The sequence below is a fragment of the Anoxybacillus sp. FSL W8-0104 genome (assembly GCF_038004465.1).
In the GTDB taxonomy this organism is placed as follows: Bacteria; Bacillota; Bacilli; order Bacillales; family Anoxybacillaceae; genus Anoxybacillus; species Anoxybacillus flavithermus_G.
Map to the genome: position 1 here is coordinate 292,612 of NZ_JBBOQU010000001.1, position 13,722 is coordinate 306,333.

Below are 13,722 nucleotides of genomic sequence, written 5' to 3' on the forward strand. Positions count from 1 at the left end.
ATCCTTCATCCGTTTTTTTAAAAAAGTGACAGTTGCGTTGTTGTAATTGTTTTTTCCTTGGTAGTAGGTTCTCCTAAGAGAAATTGCATTTTTGCATATTGTTTTTCCGTTACGATCATCGCCCGCACTGATCCTTTCGGTGGCAAGTTTCTTTTCAGCCTATTAAGATGTTTATCAGCAGATTCATGCCCATTGCAAATCCGACTATATACGGAAAACTGTAACATATCATATCCTTCGTTCAATAAAAATGTACGAAATTGTCTGTAGTGCCGTTTCTCCCGATTAGTGACGACAGGTAAGTCAAAAAACACAAGTAATCTCATAAACTTACTCATAGGTGTGTATTTGAATAGGAAGAAGTTCCGGCAATTTTAAAAACGAAGGTTTTTCGTTTCGACTAGCTGTTACGAAGCTCTTCACCATCTCTTCAACAGCGTTGGTGACTGTTAGTTTCTCCTTATCCATTAGTATATCCGCATTTACTAAATTATATAAGTCGGCTCGAATGGAAGATGAAAATTCGTCATCTTCTTGAATATGTTGTGCTACGTGTAAATCAACAAGTGGGCGAAGAACTTCCATAAAATCATCTGCCAAATTAAACTTATTTAATTCATTGTCATGATAAATTCCTATACATGGAAAAAAACCGTAATTGACTAATGATCTAGCGACAATTCCTCTCATAATGGCATATCCGTAGTTTAACGCAATATTAATTGTGTTATCGTTTCGTCGATTAAAACCCTCCCCGAACAAGTAACGAAAGTATTTTTTTGCTCCATATGCTTCACGATTATTTGTGTCCCCAGAATCAACCGTTTTACTTATACGATACAGATCGTCAGCACCATCTTTACTTAAAAACTCTAAACATTTTCCTTGATTCGTTAACTTCTGTGTAACAATTTGTTGCCATATTCTTTTCTTAAACGGTTTAGTGTAAGTGTACTGCATTTGCAGCACGCTTAGTTGCCGAGAATGCTTTTGAAATGTGTTTAATAGTCCGTTTGGAAGTCGTTTTTGATCACATGTAAATAAAGCAATATTACATTCGGCCATTTTGCTCAATGTTGCAGCAGTAATTGTTACGGCATGTTCCTCGATGATTATGGAACATAAGTCTTCTAAAGGAATGGAAACTGTATCTTCTTGCTCAATGACTAATTGATTGTAACGAATGGACAACTTGCTCGGCTTTCTGATCATGACGTGACGCCAACCCAACCCTCTTTTCTCCTTTCACTTTGTAGATGTTTCCTAATACATCTACTTGGTATTTCTCGAATCGTTTGAGGGTTTTTGAACCGACACCGCGTAAGGAAAAGCTTTGATCATGGCTAATTAAATCTAACCCACCGGTTGCAGAATCAATTGTTTTGAAGTATGCGAAAACATCCTTAATCTTTATTTCTTTTCCTAACGAATCTTTAATGGTTTTCTCTTTCGGTAATTCGATTCGCACAAGATCATTAGGATAAAGGCTAAATTGGAAGGAGTATTCCGCGGTCATTTCTTTCCACTCAGAATATGGCTTGTTTGCCTCGATCGCCTTATTCGGTAGAACTCCTTTCAAAATGTCCATGGTGTAAACTGGAACATAATAAAACTTCCCGTCTTTTTCAAAAACATCGGTGCGAACGATATTGCTATTGTAGGCGACTGTTTTTCCTTCGTCTAAATGAACAACTAGATTTCTGATATCAACAATTTTCACAGTACGAATAATTGGACCAGGTTCTCCATTTTTCTTTGGTTTATATAACGGTTGTTGAAATGCTTTCTTTGGATCGTTTTCATGTTCAAGAAGACGTTGGCGGATTGCCTCATACGTCCGTGGATCGCTTTCTTTTCCGTACATCGGAAAGTGACCATCGGCATCTAGTTTAATATCTGTAAGTTTTGTCTTCACTACTGTTTGAATTTTTCCGCTTTTTTCGTTGACACCTACGTAACGTCTCAAAGTTTCTTCGTGAGCAGGTCCTGTCACGCTCCTTCTTGGCATGCGCGAAACAAAAACCGGTTTTAACGATTCGAGTTTGTTACTATCATAATTTCCAAGATTTAAAGCTTTTATACTTTCCATTGGAAATTTTGACAACCTTGCTTTTAACTCATCAGAAAAAAACGGCCAAGGTTGTGGGAAGAACGGTTCCTTTTTCTTAGCGAGTTCTTTATGTTGCTCGCGATCTTTATAAAAGTTAGTAATTTTTTCGATCATTGAGGGGGAAGCGCAAGCAACGATGACTGCGTCCGCTGCATGATGTAAGTTAGATTGTTCACGATTTTTGTTGAAATCCCATCGACTACGAAGATGGGCGGTAATTTTTCCATTGACGGTATATACTTTTTGTTTTTTGTCTTCATCGGCAAACTTCAAGTGTTCTTTTACGAAATTAGCGAAAAAGCGTGAAATATATCTTGTGTCATTTAAATTTCGCTCTTTGAATTCTTGTTCTTCCGCTTCTTGATAATGTAAGCGAAGCAAATTTCTTTTTTTTGCTTTTGAAAACTGCTTGTTCGTCAAAACAAAGTTCTCGAACTTTTGCCAACGAGCTGTTCCGAATCCTAAATACTCAGCTGGTGTGCGGTTACCTTTTTGACGGTTTTCTCTTGTTAACACGAGCGCTTTGTTGGCATAGCTATCATCTAAACTACGGCTATAAGGTAAAATATGGTCAATTTCAACATAACCATTTTCAAGCAGGCGATCTAACTCAATGCTTTCTAAGGAGTACATACATTGACCATTTTGTTCACTCCATAGCTTAAATTTCACAATATCCAAGCCGGTTGGATTTTTCGTTAGACCATACTCTACTAATTGCTTAATAGCTATTTCATTTTTCTTCCGATTCTTTTCTTGAGCTTTTTGTATTTTTTGCCTTTCGTCGCTCGAATGTGATAACTCTCTAGCTAATTCAATGTGGATAGATACAGGTGATCCATATTTTTTGATAATTGCGTTAACGATTTTACGTGTTTGTGTTAAAGCTCTCATAACAACTGGATTTGCGATGTTGGGAATATTAGGTAATAAAACTGTTTTTTCCTTTCTTTTTGGACCAGTAAAGTTATATCCTGCAAGCTCACACGCTCTGGAATATATTTCTCCATCTTTCATATAAGGTAGTATGTTTCGGATTGCTTTTAGCGACAAATGACCAAACTTCGAAAACGATAGATGAAGCAATTGCTCAATTAGAGTCGCATCATAGACTTTATTAGTTAAATTACAAGTTCTCTTTCCGTCAGCACGTATATACCCATTCTGTAAGTATGAATAAATATCTTCGTCGCTTTTGAAAATTGTAAGAGCATAGCCGAACGTGTCAAAATCATCGTCTGAAAACATTGTTAATGCTTCTTTCCCATAAACTTGCTCAAGACATTTGCGAATTTTATGATAAGCATCCAGCTCGAGGAAACGAATATTTTCTGTCTTTTTTAATGGTTGATTAGCATCGTACATGAGACCTTTAAATTTTACGTCATCTTGCAAATCGAGTAATTTACGGATGTCATAATATGTTACCTTATTTTTCGAAAAAGCTTGTTTGTAAACTAAATGTCTTTCTTCATCTGTTAGCGTCCTTATTCCTTCTTGGGAAACTAATCTTAGCTTGTTGATATGTTCCCATGCAACAAATGATTGAAACGTATAAGTGGCTTTTGGAGCACGTTTTTCTTTTGATTCAAACGTACAAAAACCGACTTTCTTTTCAATATCATCTTTTGAGGCAAAGGGTCTTTGTGATGACCAAATATGCAAATATTTTTTCTCGAATTGCTCAGTGCAAACAGGATTATGGAATTCACGTTGTTTACTGAAAATATATTGAATCTCTTGCTCTAAGCTATCGCGAGCGATCATGTTTGAGTAGTCTTCTGATTTATTACGTTTATGGAATTTAAATTTTTCATCATGGACAATCATATCAGCTACAGTTCGATATCGGCTTAAAATAGACTGATTCTCTTCAACTTTTTTTAAAATAATACTATTCTCGTTTGTGTTAAGATCGCTTTTCCGATTAGACTTAAATCCACGACGTTTAGCAAGGTGCAAGAGCACACGAGCAAGCTCGTCGTTATTTAATTTCCGTTCCAGCGCATCAACACGCAACTGCCATACATCAACTAAATGATGTTTTTTGAATAGGTTGTCCATTTCGTTTTTCGTTAAAACACCTTCACGTACTAAAAGACGGCGAATACGTTCTAATCGATGTTTTCTGCGGCGTAATCTTCTTCGTGTAGATCGTGCGATTCGTCGTGGTAGGGAAAGAGGGTCGCCCTTCGGTTGCTCGGCTTTATCAAAAATACGTACCCCTAGATCTTCAATTCTGGTTTCATCGAGGTTAATAATAGCCCAACCCACTGAAGTAACACCGATGTCTAATCCTATTTTATATCTCATACGTTTTCCCTCCTTGTTTAATAAAAAAGACCTCAGCGTTCTGCCGAGGTCTGAGTTTGTGATAGAATGGGGAGTGCCCTTAAAGGGCTATAGGCGATCCCCAACGCCACGGGTCATCTACTCCCTGAAAGTAGAAGCCCTTATCATAGTAACCCTGAGATCGTTGCTGTGGTACGATCTTGTATAAATAATAGAGGATTTTATTGAAAAATTCAACATAAAATTCTATAAATTAGTTATTTTTTATTTTTGAACAAATTTCGAAAAAAATTTAACGAAAATGTGACAAAATTTCAAATGGACAACCTATTTCTTTTTTTATTTCCATGTATTATATAAAAGATAGCGCTTTTCTCGCACGATTTTTGATGTCGAGAAAAGTATTTTTCTTTTTGTCAATGATTTTTCTTTTTGTTTTCCCCTCAATGCAGTTTCTTCCTTACTTTTTTCGTCACAATTATTTCTACAATACATGTTAAAATCATTTTGATAGTGCTAATACCACAAAGTTATTTAAATTCGTTCGTTATGTATTTACTTACTTGTTCAATGAATCACAATTTTGTTGAGGTGAAAAATGATGAAGCGCTTGTTTTCCTTACTGGTAGTCGGATTGCTTCCGCTTCTTGCAGGCTGTGAGATGGTTGTGTTTCAACCGCAAGGACCAGCGGCACGAAGCATTACGGAGTTGATTAACTGGTCGATTTGGTGGATGCTTCTTGTTGTTGTCGTTGTCTTTGCTTTGTTTGCTTATATTGTGTGGAAATATCGAGATCGACCTGAGCGTCAAGGGGAGGAGCCGCCTGAAGAACACGGAAGTACGGTGCTTGAAATTGTATGGACGGTAATTCCGATTTTAATCGTTGTTGCGTTAACGATCCCAACTGTGAGAACATTATATGATTTAGAAAAGCCTCCGAAGGGGTACGAAGATCAAGATCCGCTTGTTATTCACGTGACATCAGCGGATTGGAAATGGATTTTTAGCTACCCAGAGCAAAATATTGAAACAGTGAACTACGTCAATATTCCTGTCAATCGTCTCGTGCTATTTAAAATGACTTCCGCATCGACTATGCAGTCATTTTGGGTGCCTGCGTTAGCGGGACAAAAATATACGATGAACAAAATGGAGACAGAATTGTACGTTGTTGCGGAACGTCCTGGTTCGTACGAAGGAAGAAATACAAACTTTAATGGACGTGGGTATGCGCATATGCAATTTGAAGTTTTAGCGCAAACGCCAAAAGAGTTTGACAAATGGGTACAAGAAGTAAAACAAACGGCACCGAAATTAACGAAAGAAAAATATGAAGAGCTGTTATTGCCAACCCATTTAGGACGATTGACGTTTGTTGATACACATTTACAATGGGTAAACCATGCTGATCCGCATTCAAAGACGTACACAAATCCAGAATTATATCGTGGGCATGGATACCAAGGAAAAATTTTTGACGAAAATGATCGACATACATCAAATGTGACAGATGATGAGCAACAAGCTTCTGAAAGCCATAGCGGAGGTGAACATCATGGGCATTAAGTGGAATGAAATATTTGTTGGGGGAGACCCGCTTCTTGTTGGTTCACAAATTGCGATTGTACTGACTGTCGTTGCGATTGTCGTTGGCTTAACGTACTTTAAAAAATGGGGTTGGTTATGGCGTGAATGGTTAACGACCGTCGACCATAAAAAGATCGGGATTATGTACATTTTATCAGGTGTATTGATGTTTTTCCGTGGTGGCATGGACGGGTTGTTAATGAAGGCGCAAACGGCTCGGCCGGAAATGAACTTTTTAGATGCCCAACATTACAATGAAATTTTTACAACCCATGGCGTCATTATGATTTTGTTTATGGCGATGCCGTTTTTGATCGGTTTAATGAACGTCGTCGTTCCGTTGCAAATCGGTGCGCGCGATGTTGCCTTTCCACAATTGAACGCACTTAGCTTTTGGTTGTTTTTTAGCGGGGCGATGTTATTTAACATTTCGTTCGTTGTTGGAGGGTCACCAGATGCAGGGTGGACATCATACTTCCCACTTGCAGGAAAAGAATTTAGCCCAGGCATCGGGAATAACTACTATGCGATTGCGTTACAAATTGCAGGTCTTGGGACGTTAATGACTGGTATTAATTTTATCGTCACGATTTTAAAAATGCGTGCACCGGGCATGACGTTAATGAAAATGCCGATGTTTACGTGGACGACGTTGATTACGTCAATCATTATCGTAGCGGCTTTTCCAATTTTCACAGTCGCTTTAGCATTAATGACGTTTGACCGCTTGTATGGAACACATTTCTTTACACTTTCTTCAGGCGGAAGTGATATGCTTTGGGCAAACTTATTCTGGCTTTGGGGTCATCCAGAAGTATATATTGTTATTTTGCCTGCTTTTGGTATTTTCTCTGAAGTCATTGCGACATTTTCACGAAAAACGTTGTACGGATATACGTCGATGGTCATTTCGATCGTTGGTATTGCGTTTTTAAGTATGCTCGTATGGGTACACCATTTTTACACGATGGATGCAGGTCCTGCGGTAAACTCGTTCTTCTCGATTACAACGATGTTAATTGCTGTTCCAACCGGAGTGAAAATTTTCAACTGGCTATTTACGATGCGAAAAGGACGCATTCAATTTACAACAGCGATGTTATGGGCGCTTGCCTTTGTGCCAAACTTCGTCATCGGTGGCGTGACGGGGGTCATGTTGGCGATGGCAGCTGCAGACTATCAGTATCACAACACATTGTTTTTAGTCGCACACTTCCATTACGTGTTAATTCCAGGTGTCGTGTTTGCGGTGTTTGCAGGATTGTATTATTGGTGGCCAAAAATGTTTGGTTTTATGTTAAACGAGAAACTTGGAAAATATCATTTCTGGTTGTTTACGATCGGATTTAACGTCACATTTATGCCGATGTTTTTCCTTGGTTTAAAAGGGGCGGTTCGTCGTGCGTATACGTATTCAGCAGAATCAGGCTTTGCGCCGCTTTTCCTCGTATCTGCGATCGGTTCAATCATTTTAGCGATCGGTTTTGCGGTATTTTGTTATAACATTTATTGGAGCTTCCGTTATGCGAAACGAAATGTTTCCCACGATCCGTGGGATGCGCGTACGCTCGAGTGGATGACAGCATCACCAGTGCAGTTTTATAACTTTGCGGTCGTCCCAGAGGTGAAACAGTTAGACGCGTTTTGGCATATGAAAAAGCGCGGTGAAACGCTCACATTAAAAGAAAGCGACATAAAGAAAATTCATATGCCGAGCAACTCCGGATTGCCGTTTTATATGGGGGTTGTGTTTGGAATTACAGGTTTCTTCCTCGTCTTTGAGGCGCATATCGCGGCAGCTGTTGCGGCAATTGGGATTGTTATTGGGCTTATTATCCGTTCGTTCGATTACAATGACGGTTATTATGTAAGCGTCGATGAAATTAAACAAACAGAGCGCACGTGGAGAAATGTAGAAGGGGGGACGGAAAACCATGTCGGCTAACGTCAATCATTCGCTTCCGCTCGAATATCAGACGGAACAAAACCGTCTCAACATTTTAGGATTTTGGATTTTCCTTGGCGCAGAAATTGTATTATTTGCGACGTTGTTTGCTGTATATGGTGTGTTAGGTAACCGCTATGCCGGTGGCCCGACGCCGAGCGATATTTTTAAGCTAAACGATGTGCTGATTCAAACGTTGTTGTTGTTAACGAGTAGTTTTACATGCGGTTTGGCAGTCTTTTTCATGCGACAACGCGATATGAAAAAACTGCTTACTTGGTTCGTCATTACCCTTTTATTAGGGGCAGGATTTTTATTTATGGAAATTCGTGAGTTTATTCGTTACGTGCACGAAGGAGCAACGATGCAAACGAGCGCGTTCTTATCAAGCTTTTTCGTTTTGCTTGGCACACACGGAGCGCACGTTACATTCGGGATCATTTGGGCAATCATGCTTATCATCCAGTTGCTCCAACGCGGATTGACGCCAGTTACGGCGAGAAAAATGTTTATTATTAGCTTATATTGGCATTTCCTTGATGTCGTTTGGATCTTTATTTTTACGTTCGTCTATTTAAAAGGGATGGTGGCGTAAATGGAACATAAAAGTAAATATCCCGTTAGTCACGTTGTTGGATTTTTGCTTTCGTTAGTTTTAACGTTTGTCGCCGTATTTGTTGCGTTGAAAATGAACGTATCATATACAATTGTGATGTGGATCATTGGCTCACTCGCGGTCATTCAAGCCGGACTGCAACTATTTATGTTTATGCACGTAACGGAAGGCGAAGACAGAAAAACGAACGTTATTAATATGGCATATTCAGCGTTTGTTGCGATCGTCATTGTCGCAGGATCCATTTGGGTGTTAACATCTGGTCATGCGGGGCATTAAAAACAACCGGTCATATGCCGGTTGTTTTTTATACCTGTAAACATGTATATACATGTGTACTTCCCGCATTTTCATCATTTTTGCAAGAAAGAAAACAAGAAAGAGTGAGTTAGATGCTGAGCAATTAAAAAGCGAAGCAAAACAAGTCAATTCATTTTACGTCTTGTTTTTGAACAAGAAAACGGTCAATGGAAACTTGTCGGCATCATTCATGACGAATGGACGACATAACATATACAAAAGGTGTCCGGATAGGGACACCTTTTGTATTACTCACCTTTTAATTGTTTCAGTTGTTGTTCGACTTCTATATCAAATGATTGAGGGGGCAACGTTTGAATGGCTGAGCGAGCTTTTGCTTCTGCTTCAAGTAACATTACTTTTTCTTCCATACGTGCGAAGCCTTTTACGATATGATCGTAACGGAAAGATGTGATCGCCTCATCCATTTGTTTCATCGTTTCAGCGACATAAAAGCGCGTCATTAATTGCATTTGTTTCAATTTTAATTGCTCGTACGTTTCGTACAATTGTTTCACTTTTTCCGTTAAAACGGTTGTTTTTTCTTTTAATGTGCTGTATTGTTGCGTATATAGCTCTAATTTTTTTTCATAGGCGATTTTTTCTTGAAGAGCCATTTTTGCGATCGGCTCTTCATTTTTTTCTACAGCTAATTTTGCTTGGCGAGCCCGCTTTGCGATCATTTCTTCTGCATCTGCGATGAGACGCTCATATTTTTGTTCTAGCACAAACTGTTGTGCCAATGCTTGTTGTGCTTGTTCAAGTTGTTCTTCTAGTTCACGAATGTACTGTTTCGTCATGCGAATCGGATCTTCGCATTTGTCAATGATGTCATGTATGTCGGCAAGAACGACATGTTTTACGCGTTTAAAAATGCCCATATTACTTTTCCTCCTTTTGGATTGTTTTTTCCCATTCATCTAAAAAGCTATCGTTTTGAATAGGTGAGACAAATGGTGCAAATTCAGGTGTCGGCTTTGTTTTGTTTTTTAGTAAAACGTACGCTGCAATGATCGCTAAGACGGCGAGCAACGTTTTTGGTAAAAGCGCAATGAGCCCAATTGCCATCAGCGCACCGCCAATCCACTTCCCACCACCGCGCGTCGTTTTCCAAACGATCCATCCGATGATGACTAATGCCAGCTGAAGAAGGAAAGGAATCCATCCGAACATTGGCATACCGTGTGGTCGCATCATTTGTGGACCGTGATGACCGAACGCGCGATGATGTTTACCCATTCCCATTATGTGTTCTGCTGGCATTCGTCCGCTCCAACCGATGTGCATGAAATAAGTAGCGATGTGCGCGAATACGGCGATGACAACTAGTCCACCGATCAAGAAGAAAACCGTTCGTTTTTTCACATCTATCACCTCCTTCGTTATTTACAGTTTGAATTGTACAAGAGAAAAGAGAAAATTAGGTGAAAAAGAAAAAAACGTGCAACATATTTATGCACGTTTATCATTTGGAAAAGTGATCGTGAATGTCGTTCCTTTGCCAACTTCGCTCTGTACTTGAATGTTTCCTTCATGTGCTTCGACAATCCATTTTGCGATGGAAAGCCCAAGTCCGTGTCCGCCAATTTGTCGTGTCCGCGCCTTGTCTGCACGATAAAATCGGTCAAAAATGCGGGGAAGATGCTCAGGAGCAATTCCAATACCTGTATCAGCCACAGAGATGGTTACTACTTTTCGTTGTTTTATTACGTGTTGAGCTAACGATAGGGAAACTGTTCCGCCTTCAGGTGTATATTTGATGGCGTTATCAAGCAAAATGTACAACAGTTGTGTACATTTGTCCTCGTCTCCAACAAATTCAATTTGTTCAGACGCATGAAACTGAAGCGTAATGTTCTTTTTATTTGCAAGCTCTTGTAACGACTGTAACGTACGTTCTGCACATGCACGTAGTTCAAACGGTTTTCTTTCAATTTGTAGCTTTGCATCGTCTGTACGCGCAAGGGTGAGAAGGTTATTAATGAGCTTTGTCATTCGTTTCGTTTCGTCTCCTAGACGTTCAATTGTTTTTTGGCTGAATGGATCGGACGTTAATGACTCATCCATTTTCAACGCTTCCACAGATGAATAAATGACGCTAAGTGGGGTTCTTAGTTCATGGGAAGCGTCCGCCACAAATTGACGTTGCCGATTGTAGGCATCTTGAATGGGGATGAGCGATCGTTTTGACATGAAATAGCTAAAGGCAATAGCGACAGCGATAAATAAGACGCCTAGACTAAACAAAATAAATGTCGACCATTTGAGCAAGCGAAACATGCTTGTCGCATCCATCCCAACGTATAAAATGCCGATAAGTTGTCGGTCAACAATTACTGGTCGGGCAGCCGTTAATATTTTTAATTCATCCGCACGAAATCGTTTTAACTCATAGCGATGACGGGGGATCGTGACTTCGACATATCTCAATTCGTTTTTTTCCGGCGTCCACGGTTGAAGCGTCGAAAGGAGCAGCGGTCGCAATCCTTTATTCACTTCATCTCCCATCATCAATCGTCCACGTGTATCAATGACGTAAAAAAATAGTTGATCTTCACTTAAAAATATGACGTTTTGATCGCTAGACCACCCGATAAACGATTGCTCTTTTAGCATGTTTTCAATCGTTTGGCCTTCTTGTTCGGCGAGCGTTCGAATGCGTCGCTCTTGGTCATTTGTAATAACGGTATGAATAAGAAAAGAAACAACCGCGATAAAAATGGCTAAAAAAGCGATAAGAATACCGCTATATGTGGCAGTTAATCGCCATTGTGTGCGGCGAAACATATCGGAATGATGAAACAAAGATCGTATACTATTTTTCAATGGTATATCCCACCCCGCGTACCGTTTTAATGAGTTGTTGTTGTTCATCGCCAATTTTTTTACGCAATAGCTTAACGGTTGCGTCAATCGTTTTCATCGATACGTCCGCATCGTATCCCCAAATGCGATCAAGAATAATGTCGCGTGTTAGAACGCGTCCTCTATTTTGTAATAATAAATCAAGTAGTTGAAATTCACGTGGGGTTAATATAATTTGTTCACCATCTTTCAACAGTGTATGGCTTGTACGATTGACCTCAAACGCTCCCCAGCGAACAATTTCTTCTTGAATCGGTGCGAACGTGCGCCGAGACAATGCTTTCAGCCGCGCCATAAGCTCGTCGATTTCGAACGGTTTCACTAAATAATCGTCCGCTCCGGCTTCCAGTCCTTCCACGCGATCTTGAACCGCATCTTTTGCGGTTAACATTAAAATCGCTCCGTGATAACCATGTTTTCTTAAACGTTGACATACGCTCACCCCATCGCTATTTGGCAACATCCAATCTAAAATGATCACATCATAAAACGAAGCGAGGGCATAATCGTAAGCGTCCTCTCCTTCTTGCACCCAGTCAATATGTTCGACTCCTTTTTTCTTCAATAAATGGACAATGAGTTCACCTAAATATATATCGTCTTCAGCAAGCAACACTTTCATCCTCATCACCTTTTTTCTTTCATGATATCAAATGTTGATGAAAAATGAGTGAAAATAGAAAAATAGAAGTGATTAGGAAAAGCGAGGAGTCATTATTTTCTACAAACTTAAATACGAAAGTGCTCGAATACATTTTGCTTGTATTAATCGTAGCGACTGTGATAAAAATTTGGTATGAAATGTTCAAGTAAGCTGGCTCCGTTGAGTCGGCTTTCTTTTGTTCGTTGCAATGGTTGTGAAAATTTGGTATGATGTTAAATGGTGGAAAAATAAAATAAATAGGATGATGGGGATGAAACGAGCACGTATTATTTATAATCCGACGTCGGGAAGGGAAGTATTTAAAAAGCATTTGCCTGATGTACTGATTCGGTTAGAACAAGCAGGATATGAAACGTCATGTCATGCGACAACAGGGGCAGGGGATGCGACAGAGGCAGCGAGAAAAGCGGTCGAACGCGAATTTGATCTTGTTATTGCTGCTGGTGGAGATGGCACGATTAACGAAGTCGTCAACGGGTTAGCGGATGCGTCATATCGCCCGAACCTTGGCATTATTCCAGTCGGAACGACGAACGACTTCGCCCGCGCGATCGGTGTACCGCGCTCGATTGAAGGCGCGTGTGATGTGATCATTCACGGAGAAGCGGTGCCGATTGATATTGGAGCGGTAACGAACGAAGGAAAGACGCATTATTTTGTTAACATTGCTGGTGGCGGACGTTTGACGGAGTTAACGTACGAAGTGCCAAGCAAATTAAAAACAATGCTTGGTCAACTGGCCTATTATTTAAAAGGAATTGAAATGCTTCCTTCCTTGCCCCCTGTCCATGTCAAAATCGAGTACGATGGAAAAATGTTTGAAGGGGCTGTCATGCTGTTCCTCGTTTCGCTGACGAACTCGGTCGGTGGTTTTGAAAAACTAGCACCTGATTCATCATTAAATGATGGCATGTTTGATTTAATTATTTTAAAAGAAACGAACTTAGCTGAATTTATTAAAATTGCGACGCTGGCTCTACGCGGTGAGCATATTCACGATCCGCACATCATTTATACGAAAGCAAACCGCGTCAAAGTGTACACGGAAGAAAATATGCAACTCAATTTAGACGGCGAGTATGGCGGCATGCTTCCGGGCGAATTTGTTAACTTATATCGCCATATGAATGTATTTGTTCCGAAAGAAAAAGCTGAACAAATGAGAACAGGGGAGTAATCCTGTTCTTTTTTGTTCGATTATGCTACAATCTTGACAGCATTTTGCGGAAGGAGAAAGAAACATGGAAGCACCAGTGGCAAAAAACGAATATTATGACGTCACTTTTGAAGATTTAAGGAGAAAAAGATGGAGCGCCTGTTTCCTAGGCGTTTTTTTATTTCA

Annotated in this window: 12 protein-coding genes; 5 read left to right on the plus strand and 7 right to left on the minus strand. The window is 39.8% G+C overall.

The window, feature by feature from the left end; genetic code table 11:
* Nucleotides 1-17: 17 nt before the first annotated feature.
* The 3 genes from cas2 to cas9 are packed head-to-tail and all read right to left on the minus strand — an operon-like array spanning nt 18 to nt 4,423.
* Nucleotides 18-326, minus strand: a complete 309-nt coding sequence (gene cas2, locus NST18_RS01625; protein ID WP_128356757.1) for a CRISPR-associated endonuclease Cas2 — start codon at nt 324-326, stop codon at nt 18-20.
* A 4-nt stretch (nt 327-330) separates the two neighbouring features.
* A complete protein-coding gene (gene cas1, locus NST18_RS01630; protein ID WP_128356755.1) occupies nt 331-1,230 on the minus strand; it encodes a type II CRISPR-associated endonuclease Cas1 in 900 nt (299 codons plus the stop codon).
* Nucleotides 1,160-4,423, minus strand: coding sequence for a type II CRISPR RNA-guided endonuclease Cas9 (cas9, locus tag NST18_RS01635; protein WP_128356753.1), 3,264 nt, complete (start codon nt 4,421-4,423; stop codon nt 1,160-1,162). The genes cas1 and cas9 overlap by 71 nt, the downstream gene beginning before the upstream one ends.
* Before the next feature lie 577 nt (nt 4,424-5,000).
* Between cas9 and qoxA the strand changes: the two genes are divergently transcribed.
* The 4 genes from qoxA to qoxD are packed head-to-tail and all read left to right on the plus strand — an operon-like array spanning nt 5,001 to nt 8,830.
* A complete protein-coding gene (qoxA, locus tag NST18_RS01640; protein WP_004888820.1) occupies nt 5,001-5,969 on the plus strand; it encodes a cytochrome aa3 quinol oxidase subunit II in 969 nt (322 codons plus the stop codon).
* Nucleotides 5,959-7,935 carry a cytochrome aa3 quinol oxidase subunit I gene (gene qoxB, locus NST18_RS01645; protein ID WP_004888821.1) on the plus strand — a complete coding sequence of 659 codons (1,977 nt, stop codon included), beginning with the start codon at nt 5,959-5,961 and terminating at the stop codon, nt 7,933-7,935. The genes qoxA and qoxB overlap by 11 nt, the downstream gene beginning before the upstream one ends.
* Nucleotides 7,925-8,530, plus strand: coding sequence for a cytochrome aa3 quinol oxidase subunit III (qoxC, locus tag NST18_RS01650; RefSeq protein WP_004888822.1), 606 nt, complete (start codon nt 7,925-7,927; stop codon nt 8,528-8,530). The genes qoxB and qoxC overlap by 11 nt, the downstream gene beginning before the upstream one ends.
* Nucleotides 8,531-8,830 (plus strand): cytochrome aa3 quinol oxidase subunit IV, encoded by a 300-nt coding sequence (gene qoxD, locus NST18_RS01655; protein ID WP_004888823.1) that lies wholly within the window; start codon nt 8,531-8,533, stop codon nt 8,828-8,830.
* 269 nt (nt 8,831-9,099) lie between these two features.
* Here the strand turns inward: qoxD and NST18_RS01660 are convergent, their stop codons facing one another.
* From NST18_RS01660 to NST18_RS01675, 4 genes are all read right to left on the minus strand, one after another.
* The gene (locus NST18_RS01660) at nt 9,100-9,732 is read right to left on the minus strand and encodes a PspA/IM30 family protein (protein ID WP_340721160.1); all 633 of its coding nucleotides are present in this window, start codon (nt 9,730-9,732) and stop codon (nt 9,100-9,102) included.
* A 1-nt stretch (nt 9,733) separates the two neighbouring features.
* Nucleotides 9,734-10,216, minus strand: coding sequence for a hypothetical protein (locus tag NST18_RS01665; protein WP_004888825.1), 483 nt, complete (start codon nt 10,214-10,216; stop codon nt 9,734-9,736).
* An 87-nt stretch (nt 10,217-10,303) separates the two neighbouring features.
* Nucleotides 10,304-11,677: a sensor histidine kinase gene (locus tag NST18_RS01670; protein ID WP_340721161.1), complete on the minus strand. Its 1,374-nt coding sequence runs from the start codon at nt 11,675-11,677 to the stop codon at nt 10,304-10,306.
* A complete protein-coding gene (locus tag NST18_RS01675) occupies nt 11,667-12,338 on the minus strand; it encodes a response regulator transcription factor (RefSeq protein WP_064214464.1) in 672 nt (223 codons plus the stop codon). The genes NST18_RS01670 and NST18_RS01675 overlap by 11 nt, the downstream gene beginning before the upstream one ends.
* Nucleotides 12,339-12,630: 292 nt before the next feature.
* On the opposite strand from NST18_RS01675, the gene NST18_RS01680 reads away from it, so the two are divergent.
* Entirely contained in the window at nt 12,631-13,557 is a 927-nt protein-coding gene (locus NST18_RS01680; protein ID WP_064214463.1) for a diacylglycerol kinase, read from the plus strand.
* Nucleotides 13,558-13,722 lie beyond the last annotated feature (165 nt).

Bases quoted from the DNA above. Each gene is read 5' to 3' on its own strand.
- NST18_RS01660 (WP_340721160.1), bottom strand. From the start codon at position 9,732: ATGGGCATTTTTAAACGCGTAAAACATGTCGTTCTTGCCGACATACAT.
- NST18_RS01680 (WP_064214463.1), top strand. From the start codon at position 12,631: ATGAAACGAGCACGTATTATTTATAATCCGACGTCGGGAAGGGAAGTA.
- NST18_RS01675 (WP_064214464.1), bottom strand. From the start codon at position 12,338: ATGAAAGTGTTGCTTGCTGAAGACGATATATATTTAGGTGAACTCATT.
- cas2 (WP_128356757.1), bottom strand. From the start codon at position 326: ATGAGATTACTTGTGTTTTTTGACTTACCTGTCGTCACTAATCGGGAG.
- qoxC (WP_004888822.1), top strand. From the start codon at position 7,925: ATGTCGGCTAACGTCAATCATTCGCTTCCGCTCGAATATCAGACGGAA.
- cas9 (WP_128356753.1), bottom strand. From the start codon at position 4,423: ATGAGATATAAAATAGGATTAGACATCGGTGTTACTTCAGTGGGTTGG.
- qoxD (WP_004888823.1), top strand. From the start codon at position 8,531: ATGGAACATAAAAGTAAATATCCCGTTAGTCACGTTGTTGGATTTTTG.
- qoxB (WP_004888821.1), top strand. From the start codon at position 5,959: ATGGGCATTAAGTGGAATGAAATATTTGTTGGGGGAGACCCGCTTCTT.
- qoxA (WP_004888820.1), top strand. From the start codon at position 5,001: ATGATGAAGCGCTTGTTTTCCTTACTGGTAGTCGGATTGCTTCCGCTT.